General features: G+C 70.3%; 22 protein-coding genes and 1 pseudogene. 10 read left to right on the forward strand and 13 right to left on the reverse strand.

Going from position 1 to position 23,441, the window contains the following annotated elements; genetic code table 11:
• Nucleotides 1-5 precede the first annotated feature (5 nt).
• From ACVN90_RS02490 to ACVN90_RS02500, 3 genes are all read left to right on the forward strand, one after another.
• Nucleotides 6-1,208 carry a cation:proton antiporter gene (locus ACVN90_RS02490; RefSeq protein ID WP_475100621.1) on the forward strand — a complete coding sequence of 401 codons (1,203 nt, stop codon included), beginning with the start codon at nucleotides 6-8 and terminating at the stop codon, nucleotides 1,206-1,208.
• A complete protein-coding gene (locus tag ACVN90_RS02495) occupies nucleotides 1,205-1,690 on the forward strand; it encodes a glutaminase (RefSeq protein ID WP_475100622.1) in 486 nt (161 codons plus the stop codon). The genes ACVN90_RS02490 and ACVN90_RS02495 overlap by 4 nt, the downstream gene beginning before the upstream one ends.
• A gap of 73 nt (nucleotides 1,691-1,763) precedes the next feature.
• Nucleotides 1,764-2,564: a tryptophan-rich sensory protein gene (locus ACVN90_RS02500; protein ID WP_475100623.1), complete on the forward strand. Its 801-nt coding sequence runs from the start codon at nucleotides 1,764-1,766 to the stop codon at nucleotides 2,562-2,564.
• Nucleotide 2,565: 1 nt separating this feature from the next.
• Here ACVN90_RS02500 and ACVN90_RS02505 read toward each other — a convergent pair whose 3' ends face one another.
• Nucleotides 2,566-3,309, reverse strand: a complete 744-nt coding sequence (locus tag ACVN90_RS02505; RefSeq protein ID WP_475100624.1) for a glutamine amidotransferase-related protein — start codon at nucleotides 3,307-3,309, stop codon at nucleotides 2,566-2,568.
• A gap of 124 nt (nucleotides 3,310-3,433) precedes the next feature.
• Here ACVN90_RS02505 and ACVN90_RS02510 point away from each other — a divergent pair, with 124 nt between their 5' ends.
• The 4 genes from ACVN90_RS02510 (at nucleotide 3,434) to ACVN90_RS02525 (ending at nucleotide 8,891) form a co-directional block, all read left to right on the forward strand.
• Nucleotides 3,434-4,051 (forward strand): RNA polymerase sigma factor, encoded by a 618-nt coding sequence (locus tag ACVN90_RS02510; RefSeq protein ID WP_475100625.1) that lies wholly within the window; start codon nucleotides 3,434-3,436, stop codon nucleotides 4,049-4,051.
• Nucleotides 4,041-4,508, forward strand: a complete 468-nt coding sequence (locus tag ACVN90_RS02515; protein WP_475100626.1) for a hypothetical protein — start codon at nucleotides 4,041-4,043, stop codon at nucleotides 4,506-4,508. The genes ACVN90_RS02510 and ACVN90_RS02515 overlap by 11 nt, the downstream gene beginning before the upstream one ends.
• A 71-nt stretch (nucleotides 4,509-4,579) precedes the next feature.
• Nucleotides 4,580-6,349, forward strand: a complete 1,770-nt coding sequence (locus ACVN90_RS02520) for a S8 family peptidase (RefSeq protein ID WP_475100628.1) — start codon at nucleotides 4,580-4,582, stop codon at nucleotides 6,347-6,349.
• Between the two features lie 46 nt (nucleotides 6,350-6,395).
• A complete protein-coding gene (locus ACVN90_RS02525) occupies nucleotides 6,396-8,891 on the forward strand; it encodes a CHAT domain-containing protein (RefSeq protein ID WP_475100630.1) in 2,496 nt (831 codons plus the stop codon).
• A 212-nt stretch (nucleotides 8,892-9,103) separates the two neighbouring features.
• Here the strand turns inward: ACVN90_RS02525 and ACVN90_RS02530 are convergent, their stop codons facing one another.
• On the reverse strand, nucleotides 9,104-9,886 hold the full coding sequence (locus ACVN90_RS02530; protein ID WP_475100631.1) for a LysR substrate-binding domain-containing protein: 783 nt from the start codon (nucleotides 9,884-9,886) through the stop codon (nucleotides 9,104-9,106).
• A 35-nt stretch (nucleotides 9,887-9,921) separates the two neighbouring features.
• On the opposite strand from ACVN90_RS02530, the gene ACVN90_RS02535 reads away from it, so the two are divergent.
• Complete coding sequence (locus tag ACVN90_RS02535; protein ID WP_475100632.1) at nucleotides 9,922-10,320, forward strand: DUF1304 domain-containing protein; 399 nt, start codon at nucleotides 9,922-9,924, stop codon at nucleotides 10,318-10,320.
• 18 nt (nucleotides 10,321-10,338) lie between these two features.
• Here ACVN90_RS02535 and ACVN90_RS02540 read toward each other — a convergent pair whose 3' ends face one another.
• From ACVN90_RS02540 to ACVN90_RS02555, 4 genes are all read right to left on the reverse strand, one after another.
• Entirely contained in the window at nucleotides 10,339-10,905 is a 567-nt protein-coding gene (locus tag ACVN90_RS02540) for a thermonuclease family protein (protein ID WP_475100633.1), read from the reverse strand.
• A gap of 42 nt (nucleotides 10,906-10,947) precedes the next feature.
• Nucleotides 10,948-11,355: a transferase gene (locus ACVN90_RS02545; RefSeq protein WP_056372272.1), complete on the reverse strand. Its 408-nt coding sequence runs from the start codon at nucleotides 11,353-11,355 to the stop codon at nucleotides 10,948-10,950.
• 147 nt (nucleotides 11,356-11,502) lie between these two features.
• The gene (locus ACVN90_RS02550; RefSeq protein ID WP_475100634.1) at nucleotides 11,503-12,876 is read right to left on the reverse strand and encodes an aminotransferase class III-fold pyridoxal phosphate-dependent enzyme; all 1,374 of its coding nucleotides are present in this window, start codon (nucleotides 12,874-12,876) and stop codon (nucleotides 11,503-11,505) included.
• 9 nt (nucleotides 12,877-12,885) lie between these two features.
• Nucleotides 12,886-14,439 (reverse strand): CoA-acylating methylmalonate-semialdehyde dehydrogenase, encoded by a 1,554-nt coding sequence (locus tag ACVN90_RS02555; protein ID WP_475100635.1) that lies wholly within the window; start codon nucleotides 14,437-14,439, stop codon nucleotides 12,886-12,888.
• Between the two features lie 167 nt (nucleotides 14,440-14,606).
• Here ACVN90_RS02555 and ACVN90_RS02560 point away from each other — a divergent pair, with 167 nt between their 5' ends.
• Nucleotides 14,607-16,190 (forward strand): PucR family transcriptional regulator, encoded by a 1,584-nt coding sequence (locus tag ACVN90_RS02560; protein WP_475100636.1) that lies wholly within the window; start codon nucleotides 14,607-14,609, stop codon nucleotides 16,188-16,190.
• 149 nt (nucleotides 16,191-16,339) lie between these two features.
• Nucleotides 16,340-16,510, forward strand: a pseudogene (locus tag ACVN90_RS02565) (DUF2695 domain-containing protein); the annotation flags it as partial.
• Between the two features lie 9 nt (nucleotides 16,511-16,519).
• Here the strand turns inward: ACVN90_RS02565 and ACVN90_RS02570 are convergent.
• The 7 genes from ACVN90_RS02570 to ACVN90_RS02600 all read right to left on the reverse strand — a co-directional run bounded on the left by ACVN90_RS02570 (nucleotide 16,520) and on the right by ACVN90_RS02600 (nucleotide 23,376).
• On the reverse strand, nucleotides 16,520-16,849 hold the full coding sequence (locus tag ACVN90_RS02570) for a cupin domain-containing protein (RefSeq protein ID WP_475100637.1): 330 nt from the start codon (nucleotides 16,847-16,849) through the stop codon (nucleotides 16,520-16,522).
• The gene (locus ACVN90_RS02575; RefSeq protein ID WP_475100639.1) at nucleotides 16,846-18,276 is read right to left on the reverse strand and encodes an NAD(P)/FAD-dependent oxidoreductase; all 1,431 of its coding nucleotides are present in this window, start codon (nucleotides 18,274-18,276) and stop codon (nucleotides 16,846-16,848) included. The genes ACVN90_RS02570 and ACVN90_RS02575 overlap by 4 nt, the downstream gene beginning before the upstream one ends.
• Nucleotides 18,277-18,404: 128 nt before the next feature.
• On the reverse strand, nucleotides 18,405-18,962 hold the full coding sequence (locus tag ACVN90_RS02580) for a cysteine hydrolase family protein (RefSeq protein WP_475100640.1): 558 nt from the start codon (nucleotides 18,960-18,962) through the stop codon (nucleotides 18,405-18,407).
• Nucleotides 18,963-18,990: 28 nt separating this feature from the next.
• The gene (locus tag ACVN90_RS02585; protein WP_475100642.1) at nucleotides 18,991-19,911 is read right to left on the reverse strand and encodes an ABC transporter permease; all 921 of its coding nucleotides are present in this window, start codon (nucleotides 19,909-19,911) and stop codon (nucleotides 18,991-18,993) included.
• Nucleotides 19,908-20,858 (reverse strand): ABC transporter permease, encoded by a 951-nt coding sequence (locus ACVN90_RS02590; protein WP_475100643.1) that lies wholly within the window; start codon nucleotides 20,856-20,858, stop codon nucleotides 19,908-19,910. Before ACVN90_RS02590 ends, ACVN90_RS02585 begins: the two co-directional genes overlap by 4 nt.
• A complete protein-coding gene (locus ACVN90_RS02595) occupies nucleotides 20,851-22,038 on the reverse strand; it encodes a polyamine ABC transporter substrate-binding protein (protein WP_475100644.1) in 1,188 nt (395 codons plus the stop codon). The genes ACVN90_RS02590 and ACVN90_RS02595 overlap by 8 nt, the downstream gene beginning before the upstream one ends.
• A gap of 132 nt (nucleotides 22,039-22,170) precedes the next feature.
• Nucleotides 22,171-23,376: an ABC transporter ATP-binding protein gene (locus ACVN90_RS02600; RefSeq protein WP_475102047.1), complete on the reverse strand. Its 1,206-nt coding sequence runs from the start codon at nucleotides 23,374-23,376 to the stop codon at nucleotides 22,171-22,173.
• Between the last annotated feature and the right edge of the window lie 65 nt (nucleotides 23,377-23,441).

The raw sequence follows: 23,441 nt of genomic DNA on the forward strand, positions 1-23,441 counted from the left end.
TTCCCGTGGACACGATCCAGCCGCACGTGCTCGTACTGATCCCACTGCTGGCGGTCCTCGCGCCGCTGCTCGCGCGGGGGATCGGCCGCTGGATCCGCGTGCCCGTGGTCGTGTTCGAGCTTCTGCTCGGCATCCTCATCGGCCCCGCGGTGCTGGGGTGGGCGGCGCCCAACGACTTCGTCGAGATGATGTCCGACTTCGGCCTGGCCATGCTGTTCTTCGTCGCCGGCACCGAGATCGAGTTCGGATCGTTCCAGGGCAGGCTCGGCCGCCGGGCGGGAGTCGGATGGCTCATCAGCCTCGCCGCGGGGATCGCGGCGGGATTCCTCCTCGCCCCCGGTGAGGCGGCGATCGTGATCGGCATCGCGCTGTGCTCGACCGCGCTGGGCACGCTCCTGCCGATTCTGAGGGACGCCGGCGAGCTGCCGACCCCGTTCGGGCGCGCGGTCGCCGCGATCGGCGCCGTCGGCGAGTTCGGTCCGCTGATCGCGATCTCGATCTTCCTCGGCGGCCGCGAGCCGGGCTTCTCGACGGTCGTCCTCGCGATCTTCGCGATCGTCGCGGCCTGCGCGATCCTGCTCGCCCTCCGGGTGCCGCGCGGCGCGATGCACGAATTCGTCAACTCGACGCTGCACACGTCCGGCCAGTTCGCGGTCCGCGTCGTCTTCCTGATCCTCGCCGCCCTCGTCGCCCTCAGCATCGTCCTCGACCTCGACATGCTGCTGGGCGCCTTCACCGCCGGCATCATCTGGCGACTGCTCATGCGAGACGCGACGGAGCACGACCGTCACGCCGTCGAGAGCAAGATCGAAGGCGTGGCGTTCGGCTTCCTCGTGCCGATCTTCTTCATCTACACCGGCGTCACCTTCGATCTCGAGGCGCTCCTCGCGCAGCCGACGCTTTTCCTCCTCATGCCCGTCGTGCTCGTCGCGCTCCTCGTGATCCGCGGGGTCCCCTCGATGCTCGCCGCCCCGGTGGGATCGTCGCGGCGTGAGCGCGTGTCCATCGCCCTGATGGGCGCCACCGGGCTCCCGATCATCGTCGCCGTGACGCAGATCGGTGTGGACGAGAAGATCCTCGACACCACGCAGCAGACCGTGCTCGTCGCGGGCGGCATGCTGTCGGTGCTGCTGTTCCCGCTCATCGGCATGGCGCTGCGCGGCGAGAAGCTCAAGGCCAGCCCGTCACTCCTGGACGACATGGCGTGAGTACCCTCGCACTCCTCGACGCCGCGCGCTCGCGGCTCTCCGACGCGCCCCGCGAGGCGCTCGGCGAGGTGGTCGTCCCCAAGCGCTTCCTCGGCGTAGCACGCGCTCCGCGCATCGAGCGCCGCGGCGCCGCGTGGCACCTGGGCGTGCTGCTCCTCACCGACGACGCCGTCTTCGCGACCGGCGACATCCTCCGCGCCCGCCAGGAGGCGCGTCGTGGCTACACGGCCGAATCGCAGCGGCACCGGGCCGAGCTCGCCGCCGCCGCCCGCCGGGGCGGCTTCGCGGAGGGCGAGACTGTGCACATCGGATGGCGGATGCTGCAGCCCGGCGCGGTCGACAGGGGCGAGGCATCCGCTCCGCTGTTCTCCGCCTATGGCGTGCCCAGCGTGAGATGGAGCGCAGCCGGGGGACTCATGCCGCTCGCGGCCTACCTCTCGGAGCGGGTCGCCCTGCTGCTCGACCCGCCGGGCGGCGCGTGACCGGGCGTTATCCGCCGCCGCCCGCGCTGTCAATGCGCTCGCCGAGGGGCGGGTCGAGTCCTACGGTGTGAGCATGACCGCCAAGGACCTCGCCCGGCAGATCATCGTCATCAGCGCGTTCTGCTTCATGATCGTGGCCGCGATGGTCGGCACGGGGCTGTTCGGCGGCACGCCCGTGCAGGATCTGCAGAACGGCGCGCTCGACCAGGACGGCTCGTACCTCGCGCCCGCGCGGCCGGCGTTCTCGATCTGGACGGTGATCTACGTCGGCCTGTTCTCCTACACGGTGTGGCAGGCGCTGCCCCGCCAGCGCGGCAGCGAGCGGCAGCGGGCGCTCGGCTACCTCATCGCAGGCACGATGGCGCTCAACGGGCTGTGGCTCGTGACGGCACAGTTCGGCTCGCTCGCGCTCACGGTGCTCGCGATCATCGTGCTGCTGGCGCTCCTGGGCGTCACGTTCAGCCGCACCGTGATCGAGCCCGCCGACGGCTGGGCCGACCGGCTGCTCGTCGACGGCGTCACCGGACTCCACCTCGGCTGGGTGACCCTCGCGACCGTGGCGAACATCGCGGCCTGGTTGACGTCGATCGGGCCGCCCGAGTGGGAGTCGTCGGCGGACCTGTGGGGCGTCGTCGTGCTGATCGCCGTCGCCGCCATCGGACTCGGGATCGAGATCGCGAGCCGCTGGCGGCTCGGTCCCGCGCTCGCGCTCGCGTGGGGGCTGACCTGGCTCGCGGTCGGTCGGCTTCAGGGCGATCCGCACAGCACCGCGATCGGCGTGACGGCGATCGTGGTCGCCGTCGTGATCCTCGCGACAGCGCTGATCGGCACGGCGGCACGCGCGGTGATCGAGGTCCGCAACGCCGAGGCGTGAGTCAGGCGGGCGCGAACCGCTCGGCGAACGCCCGCAGCAGACGCGCGGGTTCCGTCACGGATGCTGCGAGCACGCGTCCGGCGATGGCGTCGTAGTCCGCCGAATCGAAGTAGCCGTCGTCGCGGTAGACGGCCATGCGCTCGGTGAACGCTCTCGTAGTCGGCTCGGGGTGGAACTGGGTCGCGTACAGCCGGTCGCCCACGCGGTACGCCTGGACGGGGCATCCGTCATTCCTCGCCAGCAGGACCGCGCCGGACGGCAGGCTCTCGGTGCCCTCCTTGTGGGCGGTGAGCGCCGTGAAGCGGTTGGCGAGACCGCCGAACAGCGGGTCGGACGAGGCCTGCTTCGTGAGCTGCACCGCGACGGGGCCGGTGTCTTCGGGGAAGGCGCGGCTCACCGTGCCGCCCAGCGTTCGCGTCGCGATGCCGATCCCGTAGCAGGTGAAGAGGGCGGCCGGTCCATCGCCGGTCGCGGTGCGCTCGGCGATGCGCGCGAGGCCCGCCTCGAGACGCCGCTGCGCGTCGGTCTTGGTCGACTCGGGGTCGGTGACGTTGAACGGGCTGCCGCCCACGAGGAACCCGGCGTAGCGCTCGAAGACGTCGTCGGGGAGCGGCTCGCGCACGAGATCGAGGTGGTCGAGGCGGCTCTGGTCGAGGTGCATCGCGGCGCGGAAGGACTCGTATTCGGCGGCCGCCGCGCCCAGCTGCGGGCGCACGCAGACATAGAGCAGCGGCGCGGTCGTCATGCACGCAGTCTAGGTCTCCGCTCGGTCAAGCTGGGAGACGCCCGAAACGGTGGGTATTCGCGCGGTATGCGTGTATCAAACCCGCACTATCGCGCTCGGGCATGGTGTGGACAGAATGGGCGCTATGACGCAGGCGGGCGCCGAACCCTCCGTCGACTCCGTGGAGCCGGCGCGATGGGAGCGCGCCGCCGCACTCTTCGTGCGGTGGCGTGAAGGCGACAGCCGTGCGATGGACGAGCTCGTCCGCCTGATGACGCCGCCGCTATGGCATGTCGTGAGGGCGTACGGGCTCGATCATTCGTTGGCGCAGGACGTCGTGCAGACGACCTGGCTCACGCTCATACGCCGTCACGAGACCATCAACGACCCCCTCGCGGTGTCGGGGTGGCTCACGATGTGCGCGCGCCGTGAGGCGTGGCGGGTCGGCAAACAGCATCGGCGTGCCGATGCCACCGAGGCCGAGTCGCTCGAACCGCACCTTCCGGTCCACGAATCCGCCGAGCAGACCGCCGCGCAGGACGACGAGACCCGTCGCCTCTGGACAGCGGTGGCCACGCTCAACGACCGATGCCAGCGCCTGCTGCGGATCGTCGCGTTCGAGGACCGCCCCGACTATGCCCGCATCGCCGAAGACCTCGCGATGCCCATCGGATCCATCGGACCGACCCGCCAGCGCTGCCTCGCCAAGCTACGTGCCGTACTCGAGGGAGACGGATGGAGAGGTGACGACGATGGAAACTGAAGACTTTGCGGCCGACGCCGCGCTCTTCGCACGGATGCGGCGCATGTGGGAGGACGTCGATCCCGTGCCCGCCGACCTGATCGACCAGATGGTCGCCGCGGTCGCCGTCGAGGACCTGTCGCGGGAGTACGCGCTCCTGACCCTCGTCGAGGGGACGCTCGCCGCCGTGCGTGGCGAGACCGACACCGCCACGCTGCAGTTCAGCGACGGCACGACCAGCGTGCTGCTGCACGTCACCGCCACGGAGGACGCCGGGCGCCGTGTGGACGGATGGGTGGACGCCACGGCCCTCGCCATCCGATTGATCCAGGGCGACCGCGAGTGGTCGGCCGAACCGGGCGAGCACGGACGCTTCGCCTTCGACGAGGTCACGCCAGGGGTGGCGCGACTTCGCCTGGTGGTGCGCGACGCCGACGGGGCGCTCCGCGACTTCCAGACCCCGCAGTTCGAAGTCTGACAAGCAGTTCGAGATACGAAGAACGGATGCCGCGGCCTGGGGGCCGCGGCTCCCACATGTGAGGAGAAGTCATGGCGAAAGGCGAGAGCATCCCTCGACGCACCTGGCGCGAGCGGGAGGTCGCGGGCGAGCCGAAGGGGGTGGTGCTCGATCCGCGCCGCGAGCCGGTTCCCGATCTGCAGGCCTACGAGACGGTCTACGCCCCCGGATACCTGGTGATCTCGGGGGATCCCTCCGATGCCGAGGGTGCCCTCAAGGCGGCGGGAGCGAAGCTCGGCTGGGACGTGGAGGTCGAGTCCCTCCGCAGCGGCCGCGAGACGGGAACGCTCTCACGAGCCCGGATCGTCCAGGCGCCGCGCGAAGGTCGCGATGACGAGCCGGTGCCGCCCGTCGACGCCTGGCGACTCCTGCAGCAGGCTCGTCGGGACGTGCTCATCGCAGCGCGCATGGGAGCGAGCGCGCGCGGAATCGGTTCCCTGGATGCGGTGGAGACCCCCGAGTCGGCCGCACGCGCGGAGGCGACGCGAGCGGTCTCCCTCGAGGCGGCGATCGCGAACGACCCCCCGCACCGTGCGGCGGCCGCGGAGGGCGAGACGAGGACCCGCACGGTCAGGGGGACGGACGATCCGGTGATCGCCCAGGTCAGCCTCGACCACGTCCTCGGCGTCGACCCGATCGACATGAACCCGCACGGACGCACGAACCCGCACGGACGCACGAATCCGCATGGGCGCACGAACCCGCACGGACGGACCAACCCCAGTGGCACCGACGGGTACGCGTACCCCGGCTCCGGCGGGCTCGAGCTGGTGACGTTCATCGGAGCCGAGCCGGCGGACCGCCACGCGCTCGCAGATGGTGGCAGGCGGCCGGTCATCGCGTTCGCCGACACGGGTTGCGGCGATCACGCCTGGTTCCACTCGCAGGGTCGGAGCGTCGTGCGCACGATCGACGCCGTCGACGGCTCGGGCGTCATCGGAGTGAACGATCCGTCGACCGATCCCGAGCGGTTCGGCGACCTGGCCGGCCCGCTGGACGGCTTCCTCGATGATGCCGCGGGGCATGGCACGTTCGTGGCGGGTGTGCTCCGCCAGGTGTGCCCCGACGCCGAGCTCATCGCGATCCGCGTGGCCGACAGCAACGGCAGCGTGCTCGAGACCGAGTTGATCACGGCGCTGGAGCAACTCGCCGACTGGATCGACGCCGGGACCGAAAAGGACCCGCACCACGTCGACGTGCTGAACCTGTCGCTCGGGTACTACCACGAGACCCCAGAGGACGGCCGGTTCAGCCTCCGGCTGTTCGAAGCTCTGCGGAGCCTCCGGTCGAAGGGCTGCGTGGTCGTGTGCTCCGCGGGCAACGACGCGACCGAACGGCCCACGTTCCCCGCCGCGCTCTACAACTGGGGCGATCCCCTTCTCACGTTCGACGAGCCGAAGGACGCTGCCCGCCATGTCGCGGTCGGTGCGCTCAATCCGCAGCGCACGTCGGTCGCGCTGTTCAGCAACATCGGGGACTGGGTCAGCGTCTACGCGCCGGGGACCTCGGTGATGAGCGTGTTCCCCTCGTTCGAAGGAGGGATCCAAGCCGGTACCCGCGCGGATCGCGGGGTGCGCCGTCGCCAGAGCCTGGACCCCGACGACTTCTCCAACGGTGAGTCCGGTGGCTTCGCGGTATGGAGTGGTACCTCGTTCGCGGCACCGTTCGTGGCCGGTACGATCGCCGCGCACTTGGCGCAGGGCCTGATGAACGGTTCGCCCGCGGGACGTCGGAAGGACGCCGTGACGGAGGCACTGGCCGCGATGACGTCGTCGGACCTGTCACGTGTGACCGACGGTTAGGGGGCTCACGCTCCCGCTGACGGTCCGTTGGCGACAAGATAGCTCCATGGGGACCGCTGTCGACGCTGCGACGATGTACGAGCGGGGTGTGGACCTCGCCAATCGCGGCCGATACGCCGACGCCCGCCGCGCGCTCGCCGACGCCACGGCCGCGGCCGAACGCGACGGCGACCGCAACATGGCAGCGAAGGTGGCCGGAACGACGGCTTACGTGCTCGCCCGCATGGGGGACGTGGACGCCGGCGAGCAGCTCTGCATCGACGCCCTCGCGCGGGACGGTCTCGACGCCGTCACGATCGCCCAGTTGCACGGACAGCTCGGCTCTCTCGCGTTGGAGCGCGGGCTGCTCGACGATGCGGCCGCGTGGCTCGACAAGAGCATCCGCGGGCTCAGCGATCAGCCGGTACGTCAGGCCAACATGCGGATGAACCGCAGTCTCGTCGACATGCAGCGCGGCCGCCTGGATGCGGCGGTGTCGGATCTGCACCTGGCGGAGGGCGCCTACCGGGCGGCGGGGATGGACACCGAAGCGAATCTCGCCGTCCACAACCGCGGATACGCGCAGATGCTCGGTGGAGATCTTGTCGCGGCACTGCGGACGATGCAGTCCGTCCGCGAGCCACTGGACGGCGAGTCGGAGATGTGGGCCGCAGTGAACGAGCTGGACCGCGCGGAGGTGCTTCGCGAGGCCGGTCTCGTGACAGAGGCCGAACGCAGCCTCGCGGCGGTGTCGGCGGCGTTCGGCCGTCATCGGGCCCCGCACGACCGCGCCACCGCTGACTACCACCTGGCCAGATCCCTCCTGAGCCACGACCCCGCCCGGGCGGCGCAAGCGGCGGCGGCCGCCGCTCGGCGCTTCGCCGCGATCGGGAGTTCGGGCTGGGCGGTGCGAGCCGAGGCGATCGGGCTCCGCGCACGCCTCACGCTCGGGCGCGTCGACCGCACCGGCGGCCCGGTGCGAGCGGGTCAGCGCCTGCCACCGCGCGCCAGGGTGGCGGACGTCGCCGCCGGCCTCAGGACGCACGGATTCAGCTCCGAGGCGGAGGCTCTCAGGCTCACGGACGCGTTGGCGCGGATCCGAAAGGACCGCCGTGCCACGGCGCCGGTGGCGCGTGTCGGGCATCGCACCCCGCTCGAGGTCGGGCTCCTCGCGCACGAATTGCGCGCAGCGCGCGCTGCGGTCGAAGGACGCGAGGCCGACAGTCGGCGCCACGCAGCCGCGGGCCTCGATCTTCTCGATCGCACCCGTCGGGCCGTGGGAAGTCTCGACATCCAGGTCTCCGCCTCCATGAGAGGGGCCGGGTTGATCACGACGGGGCTCGCGTCAGCACTCAGGTCGGGCGACCACACCGCGGTCTTCGAATGGTCGGAGCGTGCACGCTCGGTCAGCGGATCCTTCCCGCCGCTGCGCCCGCCTCCCGACCCTGAGCTCGCCGCCGATCTCGCCGAACTTCGTGTCCTGCGCACAGCGGCCCCCGACGGCGACTGGCTCGCGGCGCCACGCGCGGCTCTCCTCAGCGATCGCGCCCGCCAGCGGCAGTGGTCGCAGACGGCCGCCGGTGAGCTGCGAGTGCGCGCGACGCTGCGCGACGCCGTCGCAGAACTGAGCGACGGCGATGTGCTCGTGTCCTACGTGTTCGACGGCGTCGAGCTCGCGGCGCTCGCCGTCTCGCGGAAGGGCACGGAGCTGGTCAGGCTGGACTGGGCTGTCGCCCGGTCGGCGCTGAGGGGCCTGCGCGCGGACCTGGACATGGCGGCGACGGTCACCGCGGGACCGATGGCGGCAGTCGTGCGCCGAGGGCTCGAGGACCGGCTCGCCACGCTGTCGCGGATCCTGTGCGCGCCCGTCGGCGCGCTCGCCGGGGCCGACAGGATCCTGATCACGGCCGCCGGCGTCCTCGCGGGCGTCCCGTGGATGATGCTCCCGGGAATCGGCCGTCGCCCTCTCTCCGTGGCATCGTCCGTGACGGCCTGGATCGCACAGCGCTCGACCGATGCCCGTGCACCGGCGACCGCCGGCTTCGCCGTGGGTCCGCGCGTCGCGCGCGGCGACGAGGAGGTGTCCGCGGGGTCCGCCGCCTGGAATCGGGCGACTGTGAGGTCCGGGCGCGAGGCGACGGTCACGGAAGTGACCGCGCTCGCATCTCAGGTGGACGTTCTGCACATCGCCGCGCACGGTCGGCACGCGCTCGACAATCCCATGTTCTCCGGCCTGGAACTCGCCGACGGCACCCTGTTCGGGTACGACATCGACCTCATCCCCCGCCTGCCCGCGACCGTCGTGCTGTCGGCCTGCGAGGTGGGTCGCTCCTCGGTGCGATGGGGTGAGGAAGCGCTGGGCATGACGAGGATCTGGCTCCATGCCGGGGTTCGCAACGTGATCGCCGCACCCGTCATCGTCGCCGACGACGCCGCGTGCGAGCTGCTCGCCGCCATGCACGAGGGCCTCGCCGCCGGTCAGGCGCCGTCGGAAGCGCTGGCCGCAGCATCCGTGCGCACCGGCATCGTGGCCCCGTTCCAGGTGCACGGCGCCGGATTCTGAAAATGCTTCGCGTTCCGTGTATCAGGACGGATGCTGCGCGCTCCTGGTCATCGGAACGGCTCGCGCTTCGCCGACGGGGGGTCGGGGAGCGACGGAGAAGACCGGCTTTGGGGACGCAGAATCGGCTGCAGGTCTTCGCCGCCGATCCTCGAGGGGTGCTGCATGGGACTGGGGCGGCACCCCTCATCCTCGCGCTGCTGCGGAGCGGGGACTCAGCCGCGCGACGAGTTCGCGGTGCGGCCGCGCACGATGCCGACGAACGCCTCGACTGCCGCAGTGGTGCGCTCGGTCTCCCACGCGAGCGCGACCGTGGAGAGCGGGCCGCCGCGGAGCGCACGGTACTCCACGTCCTTGCGGTGGTGCAGCCGCGCGACCGACATCGGCACCACCACGATCCCGACTCCGGCGGCTACGGTGGCGATCGCCTCGCCGGTGTCGGCCGGCGCGTCGAACCGCGGCGGAACCGTGCCGGGAAGATGCATGTCGAGCACGTCGTCCTGCGGCACGATGAGCACCTCGCCCACGAGGTCGGCGGCGTCCAGCTCGTCGTCGGCGGCGGTCAGGTGCGAGTCCTTCGCGCACACGACCACCGGGACCTCGTCGTACAGCGGGATGACGTGCAGGCCGTCCTTGTCGATCGGCAGCCGCACGATGGCCGCGTCGACCTCGCCGTCACGGAGCGCCCGGCGCTGATCGGCGACGGCCAGCGGCACCAGTTCGAGGCTGGTCTGCGGCATCCGTTCGTTCCAGATGTCGATCCACTTGCCGGGAGTCGCGCCCGGGATCGCGCCGAGCGTGAACGTCGCGGGCATCGCGGGCATCGCGGGCTCGACGGGCGGGGCCGGTGAGGGACCGGGCGACGGCTGCGGCCGCCGGGGCTTCGAAGGCTGCGGCTTCCCGCCCTTCGGCTTCGAGGACGATCCGGATGCTGCGCCCGGACGCCTGCCCGCTGCGCCGCGTCCTCGTCCGCCTGTGCGCGACCCGCCCTTCGCCATGCTGTTCAGCGTAGCCGGGGCGATATGGTTCGCTCATGGTGGCGATTCTGGCAACGGTCTTCGCGGCGCTCGCGGCGCTCCTGCACGTCTACATCTTCGTGATGGAGAGCGTCCAGTGGACACAGCCGAAGATCTGGAAGCGGTTCGGCGTGGCCGACCAGGCGGCCGCCGACACGACGAAGCCGATGGCGTACAACCAGGGCTTCTACAACCTGTTCCTCGCCATCGGCGTCGTGATCGGGCTCGTCCTGCTCTTCGCCGGCGCGGACACCGCACCGGTGCATTCCGCAGGGCTCGCGCTCGTGCTGTTCGCCCTGGGGTCGATGGTGGCGGCGGCGCTCGTGCTGCTCACGACCGGGATGCGGTATCTGCGGGCGGCGCTCATCCAGGGCACGCTGCCCCTCATCGGATTCGTGCTCTTCCTGTTCGTCTGAGCGCTGTCTTCTGGCAGCTCAGCCGCACGCGCCCCACTGCCCGGCCGCCGCCGCGACGGCGGCGGACTCGAGAGACCGCAGCAAGGGCTCCTGAGCCCGGTTGGGCGAATAGACCTCCACGCGCGCGTCGCCCTGGGCGACGAGCTCGCCATTCACGAAGCGGCCGTCGGGAGTCCAGACGTAGAGCAGGGTACGACCGTACTGGTCGTGCACCTCGGCGTCGGGCACGACCCAGATCGTCGACCCCACGGGAACCAGCGCGGTGAGCTTCGCCGTCGCCTCCGATCCCCAGCAGTCGAGTTCGGGGGAGACCTCGGGAGTGTCGATGCCCAAGAGGCGCACGCGCGTGGACTCGAGATCGCCGACGACGGCGTTCGGGGCCACTACGCGTGCGCGCAGCGTGTCGCCGTCGTGGACACTCTCGACCGTCATCTCGAAGGCGTCGGTCGGGATCCCGGGCATCGTGGCAGAAGTGTCCGGCGCGGTCTGTGCGACCTCGTTGCCCGTGTCGCGCCCGATGAACCACCAGTAGGCCGTTCCCGCAAGGACGAGCAGCAGGATTCCGATGACGAGGCGTCTGAACACGACGCGAGCCTATGCGGTGGCGCCGACGCGCCACCGCGACGATCAGGCGGCCAGGCGCAGTCCTCGCTTGTCGGTGGCGACGCGCTCGCCGTCGGCGATCGTCTCGTCGTCGCCGATGAGCGAGCCCCCGGCCACACGGGCGTCGTGCCCGACCTGGGTGCGCACGCCGATCTTCGCGCGCGGACCGATGGCCGCGCGCGGACCGATGTGGGCGTGCGGTGCGATCTCGGCGTCGGGTCCGATGACGGCATCCGTCTCGACCCACACGCCACGGCCGACGTGCGCGCCTGCGGCGATCTGCACGCCCGGTTCGACATACGCCCCCGCCTCGACGATGGCGCTGGGGTGCACCTTCGCTCCGTGCGCGATCAGGCCCCGACCGTTGACGTGCTTGCGGTAGCGCAGCATCTCGCCCTGGTCGTTCTCGATGTCGATGTAGTTCTTTCCCACGGTCCCCTCCTGGAGCAGCACATGGTGCTGAGTACAGAAATAACGGTGGGGAGGGGTGATTCATTCCCGCGCATCGGAACGATTCGCATGGCGGACGCGAAGCGGCCCCGCGTCCTGAGTGGACGCGGGGCCGGAAAGGCGTGCTGATCAGCGCGTGACGTACTCGTCGGCGGTCGAGAGGGCCCGGTCGATGACGTCGAGGCCGCGTACCAGCTCGTCCTCGGTGATCACCAGCGGCGGGGCCACGTGCACGCGATTGAAGTGCGTGAAGGGCCACACCCCTTCCCGCTTGCAGGCCGCCGCGACCGCGGCGATGGGCGCAGCATCCGTTCCGCTCGCGTTGAACGGCACGAGCTGTTCGCGGGTCTCGCGATCCTTGACGAGCTCGATCGCCCAGAAGAGGCCCCTTCCCCGCACATCGCCGACGGACGGATGCCGCGACGCGAGGTCGCGCAGCCGCGGTTCGACGACGCGCGAACCGAGGTCGCGCACGCGCTCGAGGATGCCGTCACGCTCGAACACCTCGAACGTGGCGACGCCCGCCGCGCACGCGAGCGGGTGACCCGAGTACGTGAGTCCGCCGGGGAACGACACGGTGTCGAAGTGGGACGCGATCCGGTCGGAGATCACGACGCCGCCGAGCGGCACGTAGCCCGAGTTCACGCCCTTCGCGAACGTGATGAGGTCGGGCTGCACGTCGAACGCCTGGAACGCGAACCACTCGCCCACACGGCCGAAGCCGACCATGACCTCGTCGGCGATGTAGACGATGCCGTACCGGTCGCAGAGGTCGCGCACGCCGACGAGGTAGCCGGGCGGGGGGACCAGCACGCCGTTCGTGCCGACGATCGTCTCGATGATGATCGCCGCGATCGTCGTGGCGCCTTCCAGCACGATGGTCTGCTCGAGGTGCTCGAGGGCGCGCTGCGTCTCTTCCTCGGCGCTCGAGGAGTGGAACGCCGAGCGGTACGGGTAGGGGCCGAAGAACTTCGCGGTCGAGCCGTCGGCCGGCTCGTTCGGCCAGCGGCGGGGGTCGCCGGTGAGCGAGATCGCGGTGGTGGTGTTGCCGTGGTAGCTGCGGTACATCGACAGCACCTTGCGACGGCCGGTCACCAGGCGCGTCATGCGCACGGCGTTCTCGTTCGCGTCGGCGCCGCCGTTGGTGAAGAACACCTTCTCGAAGCCGTCGCCCGCGACCTCCGCGATGCGGCGGGCGAGCTCGCCGCGCACGTCGTTCGCCATCGCCGGCTGGATCGTCGCGAGACGACCCGCCTGATCCTGGATGGCGCGGACGAGATCCGGATGCTGGTGCCCGAGGTTGAGGTTCACCAGCTGCGAACTGAAGTCGAGGTAGGAGTTGCCCTGGTAGTCCCAGAAGGTCGAGCCCTCACCCGCCGCGATGGGGAGCGGGTCGATGAGCGCCTGCGCGCTCCACGAGTGGAACACGTGACCGCGGTCGTCCGCGCGAACGCGCGCCTCGGCCTCGGGGTCGGTGGAGACGGCGGTGAGTGTGTCAGTCATGCGCGAGTCCTAGTGGTTCTGGGGGAAGCCGAGGTTGATGCCGCCATGCGTGGCGGGGTCGAGCCAGCGGCTGGTGATGGCCTTCTCGCGGGTGAAGAAGTCGAAGCCGTGGACGCCGTAGGCCTTCGCGTCGCCGAACAGCGACTGCTTCCAGCCGCCGAAGGAGTGGTACGCGACGGGCACGGGGATGGGCACGTTGATGCCGATCATGCCGACCTGCACCTCGTTCTGGAACCGGCGGGCAGCGCCCCCGTCGTTGGTGAAGATCGCGGTGCCGTTGCCGAACTCGCCCGAGTTGATCAGCTCCAGACCCTCGTCGTACGACTGCACCCGGACGACGGAGAGGACGGGGCCGAAGATCTCCTCGGTGTAGGCCTTCGACGTGGTGGGGATGTCGTCGATCAGGGTGGGGCCGAAGAAGAACCCGTCCTCGTGGCCCTCGACCGTGTAGCCACGGCCATCCACGACGATCCTCGCGCCATCCTGCTCGGCGATGTCGACGTAGGAGGACACCTTGTCGCGGTGGACGTCGGTGATCAGCGGTCCCATGTCGGGCTCGACACCGTCCACGCCTGCACCGTTGCCGATGCGGAGCTTGCCGATGCGGTCCTGGATCTTGCCGATGAGATCGTCCGCGACCGGCTCCACCGCGAGCACCACGGAGATGGCCATGCAGCGTTCCCCGGCAGCACCGTAGCCGGCGTTCACCGCCTGGTCGGCGACCAGGTCCAGGTCCGCGTCCGGAAGCACCAGCATGTGGTTCTTCGCGCCACCGAGCGCCTGCACCCGCTTGCCGTGCTTGCTGGCGGTCTCGTAGATGTACTGCGCGATCGGCGTCGACCCGACGAACGAGATCGACTGCACCACGGGGCTGGTCAGCAGGCCGTCGACGGCGAGCTTGTCGCCCTGCAGCACCGTGAACACCCCGTCCGGCAGCCCGGCCTCCTTCCACGCCTGCGCGAGCCAGAGCGCGGCCGACGGGTCCTTCTCACTGGGCTTGAGGATCACGGCGTTGCCGGCGGCGATCGCGATCGGCACGAACCACAACGGCACCATCACCGGGAAGTTGAACGGGCTGATCACGCCCACCACCCCGAGCGGCTGCTTCAACGAGTACACGTCGATCCCAGTCGACGCGTTCTCACTGAACGCGCCCTTGATCAGGTGCGGGAACCCGGTCGCCAACTCCACGACCTCCTGACCACGGAGGATCTCCCCCATCGCGTCCGAGACGACCTTGCCGTGCTCGGCCGTCACGATCTCCGCCAACTCCCGCTTCCGCGCATTCAAGATCTCCCTGAAGGCGAACAGAACGGCCTGCCGGCGGGCGATGGAGTAGTCCTTCCAGACGCCGAAGCCTCGGGCGGCCGACGCGATCGTCTCATCGATCTCCGTCTGGTCGGCCAGGGCGACTCGCGCCGTCACCTGGCCGGTCGCAGGGTTGTGAATCGGCGCGGTGCGGCCGGACGTCGACACACGTTCAGCGCCGTCGATCCAATGCGAGACCACCCGCACATCTGCGTCCGTGGCCGCGGTGGCGGCTGCGTTCTCGGCAATGCTCATGGGTGCTCCTTCTCGGCGTCGGACAGATCGTGTGGTGATCCCTTAGGCTTGACGGGTCCCAGCCTGTCAGAGAAGAAGAGGCGGCCACGGTGCTCGACCGTCGCGAAGATCGGACGATCCACACGGATCGTCCGACAGATCGATCCGCAGATGAGATCCTCCCGACCGTGCGCGACGTGATCGCGCTCGAGGCGGTCGCGCAGGGCGTACCTGAGGTGCTCGTCGGCGATGACGCGCTCGATGCGCGCGTGCGGTGGCTGCACGTCTCCGACAGCGCGGGGGTCGCGCGCCTGCTCAACGGCGGCGAGATGCTCCTGTCGACGGGCTCGTCGTGGCCGGCCGAGCCGGGAGATCTCCGTCGGTTCATCGACGAGCTCGCCGACGCCGGACTCTCCGGCCTCGTGCTCGAGCTGGGCACGCACTATCGCTACGTTCCCGCCGTGGTCGTGGAGGCTGCCCGCGCACGCGGCCTCGCCCTCGTGGTGCTCCACCGCGAACTCAAGTTCGTCACGGTCACCGAGGCCGTCCACAGCCGCATCATCACGGGCCAGACCGACGCGCTGCGCGCCCGCGACGAGGTGCGCGAGCGCTTCACGGCGCTGGTGCTGCGCGGATCGCCCGCGGACTTCATCGTCCACCAGCTCGCGCAGACGCTCGGCGCGCCGATCGTGCTCGAGAACCTGGGCTACGAGGTCGTGGCCGCCGAGGTGCCGCTCGCGATGGAGGAGGAGCTGTTCACCGAGTGGGAGCTGCGGTCGCGCTCCGCGCACCGGCGCTCCGAGCAGCGCCGCGAACGCGCGATTCCGGCCGGCGCGGACGACTGGCTGATCGTTCCGGTCGAGGCGCGCGGCATCCGTTGGGGGAATCTCATCGCGCTGCCGGGGCCCGAGCACGCTGCCGGGCGCACCGCCGTGCTCGAGCAGGGCGCGATCGCACTCGCGGTCGGCCGTCTCGCCGACGGCGAAGCGGACGAATGGGCGCGCATCGGCCGGCGTCGCCTCGTCGACGGACTGCTCGCCGGACGCTTCGCGGGTATCGGCGGGGCCGCCGCCCGACTCGAAGCCGCCGGCCTGCCGCTGCGCGGTGCCAAACTCTACGGCCTGGTCGTGTCCGGCGCGCCGGTGGCGGTGGAGCGAGCGGATGCTGCGGCCCGCGCCCTACGTGGGCGCGCGCTGGCGGGCTCTGCCCCGGCGGGTGTCGTCGCACCCGCGACCACGATGCTGGTCTCGCTCCCGCCGGATGCCGTGTTCGACGATGCCGCCGTCGTCGCGTTCGTGCGCGCGCTCGTCGACGCCGCCGACGTGGAGCGCGTGACGGTGTCGGTCGGTCGCGGTGCCGAGGGCATCGACGCCGCCCTCGCCTCCGTGCACGAGGCGGTCGACCTCGCGGGCGGGCGACGGCGGCGCGCGGGACGCGGTCCGCACCTGCGGCGAGCCGAGAACCGCCCGCTCGTGCAGCTGGTGACTGCGCTGCGAGACGACCACCGTGTGCTCGAGCACGGCGAGCGGATGCTGGCACCGCTGATCTCCTACGACCTGTCGCGGTCGGGCGACCTGCTCGACGTTCTCGAGGCGATGCTCGCCCACCCGGGCAATCGCACCGCGGCGGCCGGGGCATCCCATCTGTCCCGGTCGGTGTTCTATCAGCGCATCGCGCTCATCGAGGAGCTCCTCGGCTCGGATCTCGATGACGGCGAGACGCAGACCGCGCTGCACCTGGCGCTGCTGGTGCGGAGGTCGGCAGGACGCTGACGCCTGTGTTCTGCCACTGAGCGAGCGAACTCACGCGTCGAAGTCGCCTGTCGTGTCGAACGTCGTGATTCCGAGGTCGACCCACGCGCGCAGCAGGTCGCGATCGCCCGACACGGCGAGAAGATCGTCGGACGCCGCCGCCGCGCGCCGTCGCCCTCGAGAGCTGTCTGCAGGACGGAGGCGGTTTCTGCGACTGCGAGGTGCTGATGAACGTCTACTGGGCGAAGTCCGACGAGGCCGTACCCTGCCACGGCGCGAGGCGCGGGTCGACGAAGCCGTGCGATCTGTGGTTCCGACGCCGAAGGGGGGACCGATGGTGACGGCGGGGGTCAGCCCGCGATGTAGATCTTGCGGAGCGTCTCGCGCACCGTCCACACCGTGCGCATGCCGGCGGTCAGGCGCGCCACGGAGCCCGCGCGCAGCTCGATCGGCTCGAGTGCCGGATCGTCGAACGACACCGTCGCCGAGCCCGAGAGCACGACGAAGACCTCGTCCGCCTCGACGTCGGTCGACGTGCCGGGCGTGTGCTCCCACACCCCGATGGTCTCGGTCAGGTCGGCGTAGCCGGTCGCCGGGGCGCCCTCCACCACCTGGTCGGCGGGCAGCGGCTCGAGGTCGAGCGCGAGGGACGCGGCATCCGTCACGATTCCGGGGTTCACGAGTCGAACCCCAGGCCCAGCGCGTCGAGCGTCTTCAACAGGAGGTTGCGCTTGCCCTTGTTGTGGTCGGCACGGTCGAGCGACCAGCGGGTCGCGTTGATGCCCATCGACGCGGCGGGCTCCGGCGGGAACGGGAGCGGGCGCTTGCGCACCATCTCGAGGTGGGTGCGCTCGTTCTTCACTCCGTCGAGCAGGTCGAGCATGACCTCGCCGGCGAAGCGGGTCGATCCGACGCCGAGCCCCGTGAAGCCGGCGGCATACGCGACGCGACGGTCGCGCGCGGTGCCGAAGAAGGCCGTGAACTGCGTCGACGTGTCGATCGCGCCGGCCCACTGGTGCGTGAAGCGCAGCCCTTCGAGCTGCGGGAAGGTGGTGAAGAAGTGACTGGCGAGCTTCTGCCAGGTCTCGGGCCGGTTCTCGTACTCGGGATCCACCTTGCGGCCGTACCGGTAGATCGCGTCGTAGCCGCCGAACAGGATCCGGTTGTCCTTCGTGATCCGGTAGTAGTGGAACTGGTTCGCCATGTCGCCGATGCCCTGCCGGTCCTGCCAGCCGATCGACGTGAGCTGGGCGTCCGTGAGCGGCTCCGTCATGAGCACGTAGTCGTACACGGGCACCGTCATGAGCCGATTGCGCTTGATGAGCGACGGGAACACGTTCGTGCCGAGCGCGGCACGGGATGCCTCGACCCGTCCATCGGCGGTCATCACGACCACGCCCGGTCCGCTCGTGTCGAGGCCGGTGACGTGCGAGCGCTCGAAGATCACGACACCGCGCTCCTCGCAGACCCGCGCGAGCTCGGCCGCCATGCGCGCGGGGTGGACCATGCCGCACGCGTTCTTCTCCCACACCGCAGCCAGGTACGTGGGGGAGTGGACGGATGCCTGGGCCTCGGCACGGTCGAGATAGACCACGCCCTCCTCGCCCTCGGCGGCCCACTCCTTCAGCCACTCCACCTGGTGGGGCTCGATGGCGGGAGCGAGCTGTCCCGTGCGCTCGAACTGGAAGTCCATGCCGAAACGGGCTTCGGAGGCCTCGATCGCATCGAGGTTCTCGTGCCCCAGGCGGTCGAGCGTCGGCATCTCCTTCGGCCAGCGGGCCATGCCGTTCTCGTGGCCGTGGGTGAGGCTGGCCTCGCAGAAGCCGCCGTTGCGCCCGGACGCGGCCCACCCGACGCGCTGCGCCTCGACGACCACGACCTTCGCGTCGGGGTCGCGCTCGGTGGCGAGCAGGGCGGTCCACAGGCCCGTGTAGCCGCCGCCCACGACGACGAGGTCGGCGCGATGCGTGCCGACGAGCGCGGGCCGATCGGGTAGGAGGCTCTCGGGAAGGTCGTCGCGCCAGAACACCGAGTGCTTCGTGTCGGCGAGGGAGTGCTGGACGACGGATGCTGCCGGCCGCTGTCGTTCGAAGACGGTCGTGCCCACGGTTATCAACTCCGATGCGGTGTGTGGTGCTCCCATCCTCACCCGTCGGCCGTGCGCCTGCAGGGCTTCGCGTGTCGGAAGTTGCCCGGCGGACCGGACAGGTTGTCGCAGCGACGCTCCGGTGGGTGTCAGGCCGCGACGAGCTCGCCGACGAGTGCGTCGACGTCGGCCACCCGGGCGTACGTGCCGTCCAGCGCCGCCATGAACGCCAGGTGCACCTGGGCGCCCGGCACGGTGCGGCCGTCGTAGGCGAGGTCGGGTGCGGCGCAGGCATCCTGAGCGACGGCGATGCGGAAGCCGAGGTCGGACGCCGCGCGCACGGTCGCATCCACGCACATGCTCGACATCATCCCGGCCACGACGACCTCGGCGGGGTCCGCCGCACGCAGCAGCGACTCGAGCCCCGTGCCGAGGAACGCGTTCGGCTCGTGCTTGACGATGACGTGCTCCTCGCCGTCGGGTGCGACCCGCGGATCGAACTCGACCCCGGGGGTTCCGGCGGCGAAGAACGCGGCATCCGGTCCGTCCCACACGTGCTGCACGTGCACGACCCGCTCACCCGACGTGCGGAACCCGGCGAGCAGTCGCGCGGCGGCATCGGCGGCGGCGTCCGGGTCGACCAGCGGATGCCGCCCTCCCGGGAAGTAGTCGCGCTGGATGTCGATGAGGAGCAGGAGTCGGGTCACCGGAACAGCATAGGGTCGCGCAACCCGATCAGCCGCCCGTCATCGTGCGGGCGATCTGCGTCGCGGAGTCGCCCGCACGTTTGAGTACGAGCGCGACGAGGGCGAGCGCGACGAGGGTCAGCAGGAGCATGATCGTCGACACCGCCGCGATCTCGGGACGCAAGCCGGTCCGCAACGCGCTCAGCACGTACACGGGCCATGGTGTCGTGCCCGACACCTGGACGAACGCCGCCACGATCGTGTTGTCGAGACTGAGCGTGAACGCCAGCAGGAAGCCGGCGAGCACCGCCGGCATCGCGAGAGCGAGCGTGACGCGGCGGAAGGTGGTGAACGGCTTCGCGTAGAGGTCGGCGGATGCCTCCTCCAGCTGCGCGTCCTGACCGACCAGCCGGGCGCGCACGATGTACGACACGACGGCTGTCGCGAACAGCGACGATCCGACCGACAGGCGCACGATGCCGTCGTTGAACATCGTGATCCCGAGGTCTTGTCCGAGGAACACCATGAAGGGCAGGAGGGCGACCGCGTCGACGATCTCGGGCGTCACCGACACCAGAAGCAGGAGCCCCAGGAACCACCACACCCACTTGCCGGGGTGGCGCGCCATCGCGATCCCGGCCAGGGTGCCCAGTGCGGTTGCGATGATCGCCGCGATCAGCGCCGTGATGAGAGAGACCCGCACGGCGTTCTGGATCGCCGGCTTCACCAGGATCGACGCGAAAGCGTCGAAGCCGAAGCCGTCCCACACCGCCAGCAGGCGGCCGGTGTTGAACGAGTGGACGACGATCACGATGATCGGCAGGAACAGGAAGAGCATGACGAGCACGCCCCACACGCCGAAGGCGACGTCCGACCAGGGCTTGCGCACTCGGCGGCGCGGCGCGGCGCCCTGGCGGGCCCCGCGCGACTCGGCCTGCAGGATCGTCTCGGTCTCGGTCTGCGTGGTCACGTCGTCACCTCCAGAGCGGCTGCGGGCGCAGCATCCGTCGTCGCTGTCTCGGGAACCGGCCCGAGGACCAGCCGGTTGCGCGAGCGGAACGGCAGCGCGACGAGCCAGATGATCACGGCGCACACCCCGATCGTGACCATGATCAGGAGCATGAGCAGCACCGCCATCGCCGATCCCAGGGCCCAGTTCTGCGCCGTCTGGAACTGCCCGGCGACGAGCTGACCCACCATGTTGCCCTTCGCACCGCCCAGCACCGTGGCGGTGATGTAGTCGCCCATCAGCGGGATGAACACGAGCAGCACGCCCGCGATGATGCCGGGCTGCGACAGCGGCAGCGTGACGCGGAAGAAGGTGGTGATCTTGCCGGCCCCCAGGTCTTTGGAGGCTTCGCGCAGCGCCGGCCCGACCCGGTCGAACGCGACGAACAGCGGCAGGATCATCAGCGGCAGGTAGTTGTAGACCACGCCGATGATCACCGCGGTGCGGGTGTACAGGATCTCGAGCGGGCCATCGAGCACCCCGATGCCCTGCAGCAGGGTCGACATCCACCCCTCGGGGGCCAGGATCACCTGCCAGCCGATCGTCCGGACGAGGAAGTTGGTCCAGAACGGCACCAGGACGAGGGCGATCAGGATGCCGCGGCGCTGCGGCTTGACCTTGAACGCCATCCAATACGCCACCGGGGCCCCGATCGCGAAGCAGAGGACCGTGCCGATGATCCCCACCCACAGCGTGTTCGTGAACGTCGCGAGGAACGTGGGCGAGATGGCCTCGACGTATCGGTCCAGCGAGAGGATGTCGTTCGCGTGCGTGCCGAAGACGCCGGGCTTGTAGCCGAAGCTGAACCACACCACCATCGCGACCGGCGCGACGAAGAAGACGAGGAGCCACGCCCAGGCGGGGACCGCGAGCGCGGGCCCCGCCGCACCGGTGGCGCGATTACGCACCGGCGGCAGCCTTCACCTCGTTGTAGATCTCCACGCGGGTGCTCAGCGAGTCGTTGAGCACCTGCTCGTGCATGCTCTCGAGCTGCTCGGGGGTGAAGAAGATCATGTCGAGACGCTCGACCTCGGCGTCCTCGGCCGCCGCCTGCATGTCTTTGCCGCCGCCGACGTTGTAGCCGACCCACTCGAGGTTCAGCAGCTGGTTCTCGGGGACCATGGCGAAGTTGATGAAGGCGTGGGCGGCCTCCGGGTGGGCTGCCCCGGTCGCGATCGCCCAGTTGTCCATCCAGAGCTCGGTCTGCGGGCCGGGCAGCACCCACTGCCAGCGGTCGGGCTCGGACGACTCCTGGATGCCCAGCCGCGCGTCGCCGTTCCAGGCCATGAGCAGGGCGTGGGTGCCCTGCGGGATCGTGTTGGCACCGGCGGCGGAGTCGAAGGCCGCGACATGGGGGGCGATCTTCTCCACGAGGAAGGCGCGCGCCGCCTCGAGCTCGTCGGGGTCGTCGGTGTTCCAGTCCAGGTCGTTGGCCCAGAAGTAGCAGCCGACGACGCCGGCGGGGTCGTCCGACATGGCGGTCTTGCCGCTCGCCTCGTTCTGGGCGGCATCGAAGTAGTCGGCCCACGTGGTCAGTTCGCGAGTGATCACGGTCTTGTCGTAGACGTACCCCGTCGTGCCCCACGCCTTGCAGATCGAGTAGTCGTTGCTCGGGTCCCATGCGCGCCCCAGGAACGCGGGGTCCATGTTCGAGAGGTTCGGGAGCAGATCCTTGTTCAGCTTCTGCAGCAGTCCCTGCTCGATCATCTGCGGGATGAAGACGCCCGTGGGCACGACGATGTCGTAGCCCGACGTGCCCTTCGCCGCGACGAGCTTGGCGATGAGCTCCTCGTTCGATCCGTAGGAGTCCAGCGTGACCTTCGGCCCGAGCTCGGCCGTGAACGCCTCGACGACCTCGGGGGCGTCGTACTCGGCCCACGTGTAGACCGAGAGGCTGTCCTCGAGGGCGCCGCCGGTCGCCTGCGGGGCGGGCGAGCCGCTGCCGCCGGGAGCGCAGGCCGCCAGCACCGTGGCACCACCGGCGAGCGCGGCGAGACTCAGGAACCGCCGACGCGACAGCTCGCGCGCGATCAGGGGCGCGACGCCCTCGGGAGCGAGGATGCGGAGCGGGGTGCGAGGCTGAGTCAACGGATACTCCTGGTTTCGAAACGGGAGCCGGGCGAGTGGATGCTGCGGCTGCGGGCGTGCGTCGGGTCTGCAGGTCGTGCGGGTGGTGCGTCGGGTGGCGCGTCGGGCGTTCGGGTGGTGCGTCGGCGAGGGTCAGGCGGTCGGAGGTGCGATGTAGCCGCCCTGCTTCGCGGCGTCGTCGTCGGCCGCGGGGAAAAGCAGTACGTGGTGGGCTGCCCAGGTGCACACCACGGTGTCGCCCACTTCGAGGGTGGGTGCGTCCGGCGTCGGCCGCCGCACGATGAGGCTCTGGTCCGCTCCGAGGCGGACGAGGTACTGCATGGTGTCGCCGAGGTGCGAGATCCCGATCAGCTCGCCCTTCGCCGTATTGGCATCCGAGAGGCTCTCGCCCGCCCCGGCTCCCGAGGCCGAGGGGTCCTTCTCGATGCGGATGAACTCGGGACGCACTGCTGCTTCGCCGAGGTTGGTGCTTGTCAGCACCGGCGACGCGGCCCGTACGAGGGCGTACGGCGACGTGATCGCCGCGCCGGCCTCTGCAGCGGGGCCGCGGAAGAAGTTCTGCTGCCCGACGAACGCCGCGACATACGCAGAAGCGGGGCGCGCATACACGGTGTCGGCATCGGCGAGCTGCTCGATACGGCCCGCGCGCATGATCGCGATGCGGTCGCTCATCGACAGCGCCTCACCCTGATCGTGCGTCACGAAGATGAACGTGATGCCGAGGCGGGACTGCAGCAGCTTGAGCTCGAGCTGCATCTCCTCGCGCAGCTGGCGATCGAGCGCTCCCAGCGGTTCGTCGAGCAGGAGCACAGCGGGGCGGTTCACCAGGGCGCGCGCGAGCGCGATGCGCTGTTGCTGACCGCCCGACAGCTGCGTCGGCTTGCGGTCGCCGAACCGGCGCATCCGCACCATGTCGAGCGCCTGCGTGACGCGCTCGCGCACCTCGGTCTTCGGGGTGCGCCTCTGCTGCAGTCCATAGGCGACGTTCTCGGCGACCGAGAGGTGCGGGAACAGGGCGTAGGCCTGGAACACGGTGTTGACGTCGCGCTTGTACGGCGGCGCGGCGAGCACCGAACGACCGGAGATGCGGATGTCGCCGGCATCCGGGTGCTCGAATCCCGCGATCATGCGCAGTGTCGTCGTCTTGCCGCAGCCCGACGGGCCGAGCAGGGAGATGAACTCACCGGGCTGGATCTCGAGCGACAGATCGTCGACGGCGAGCTGCTCGCCGTAGTACTTCGTGATCCCCGACAGGGTGACGGCCCCGCGCGCGCCGTCGCCGTCGGGGGGGACCTGCTCCGCCGAAGCCTGCGCTGCGGTCGCCGTGCCTGTGGACATCGTCACCTCGTGAGGGTCCTTCTGCTGCGGGCCGCGCGACGATGCACGGCCTATCGGGTGTGGAG

Source organism: Microbacterium sp. F01, assembly GCF_056156365.1.

Bases quoted from the DNA above. Each gene is read 5' to 3' on its own strand.
- ACVN90_RS02505 (WP_475100624.1), bottom strand. From the start codon at position 3,309: ATGACGACCGCGCCGCTGCTCTATGTCTGCGTGCGCCCGCAGCTGGGC.
- ACVN90_RS02555 (WP_475100635.1), bottom strand. From the start codon at position 14,439: ATGAGCATTGCCGAGAACGCAGCCGCCACCGCGGCCACGGACGCAGAT.
- ACVN90_RS02535 (WP_475100632.1), top strand. From the start codon at position 9,922: ATGGTGGCGATTCTGGCAACGGTCTTCGCGGCGCTCGCGGCGCTCCTG.
- ACVN90_RS02600 (WP_475102047.1), bottom strand. From the start codon at position 23,376: ATGTCCACAGGCACGGCGACCGCAGCGCAGGCTTCGGCGGAGCAGGTC.
- ACVN90_RS02530 (WP_475100631.1), bottom strand. From the start codon at position 9,886: ATGGCGAAGGGCGGGTCGCGCACAGGCGGACGAGGACGCGGCGCAGCG.
- ACVN90_RS02520 (WP_475100628.1), top strand. From the start codon at position 4,580: ATGGCGAAAGGCGAGAGCATCCCTCGACGCACCTGGCGCGAGCGGGAG.
- ACVN90_RS02515 (WP_475100626.1), top strand. From the start codon at position 4,041: ATGGAAACTGAAGACTTTGCGGCCGACGCCGCGCTCTTCGCACGGATG.
- ACVN90_RS02510 (WP_475100625.1), top strand. From the start codon at position 3,434: ATGACGCAGGCGGGCGCCGAACCCTCCGTCGACTCCGTGGAGCCGGCG.
- ACVN90_RS02500 (WP_475100623.1), top strand. From the start codon at position 1,764: ATGACCGCCAAGGACCTCGCCCGGCAGATCATCGTCATCAGCGCGTTC.
- ACVN90_RS02550 (WP_475100634.1), bottom strand. From the start codon at position 12,876: ATGACTGACACACTCACCGCCGTCTCCACCGACCCCGAGGCCGAGGCG.
- ACVN90_RS02525 (WP_475100630.1), top strand. From the start codon at position 6,396: ATGGGGACCGCTGTCGACGCTGCGACGATGTACGAGCGGGGTGTGGAC.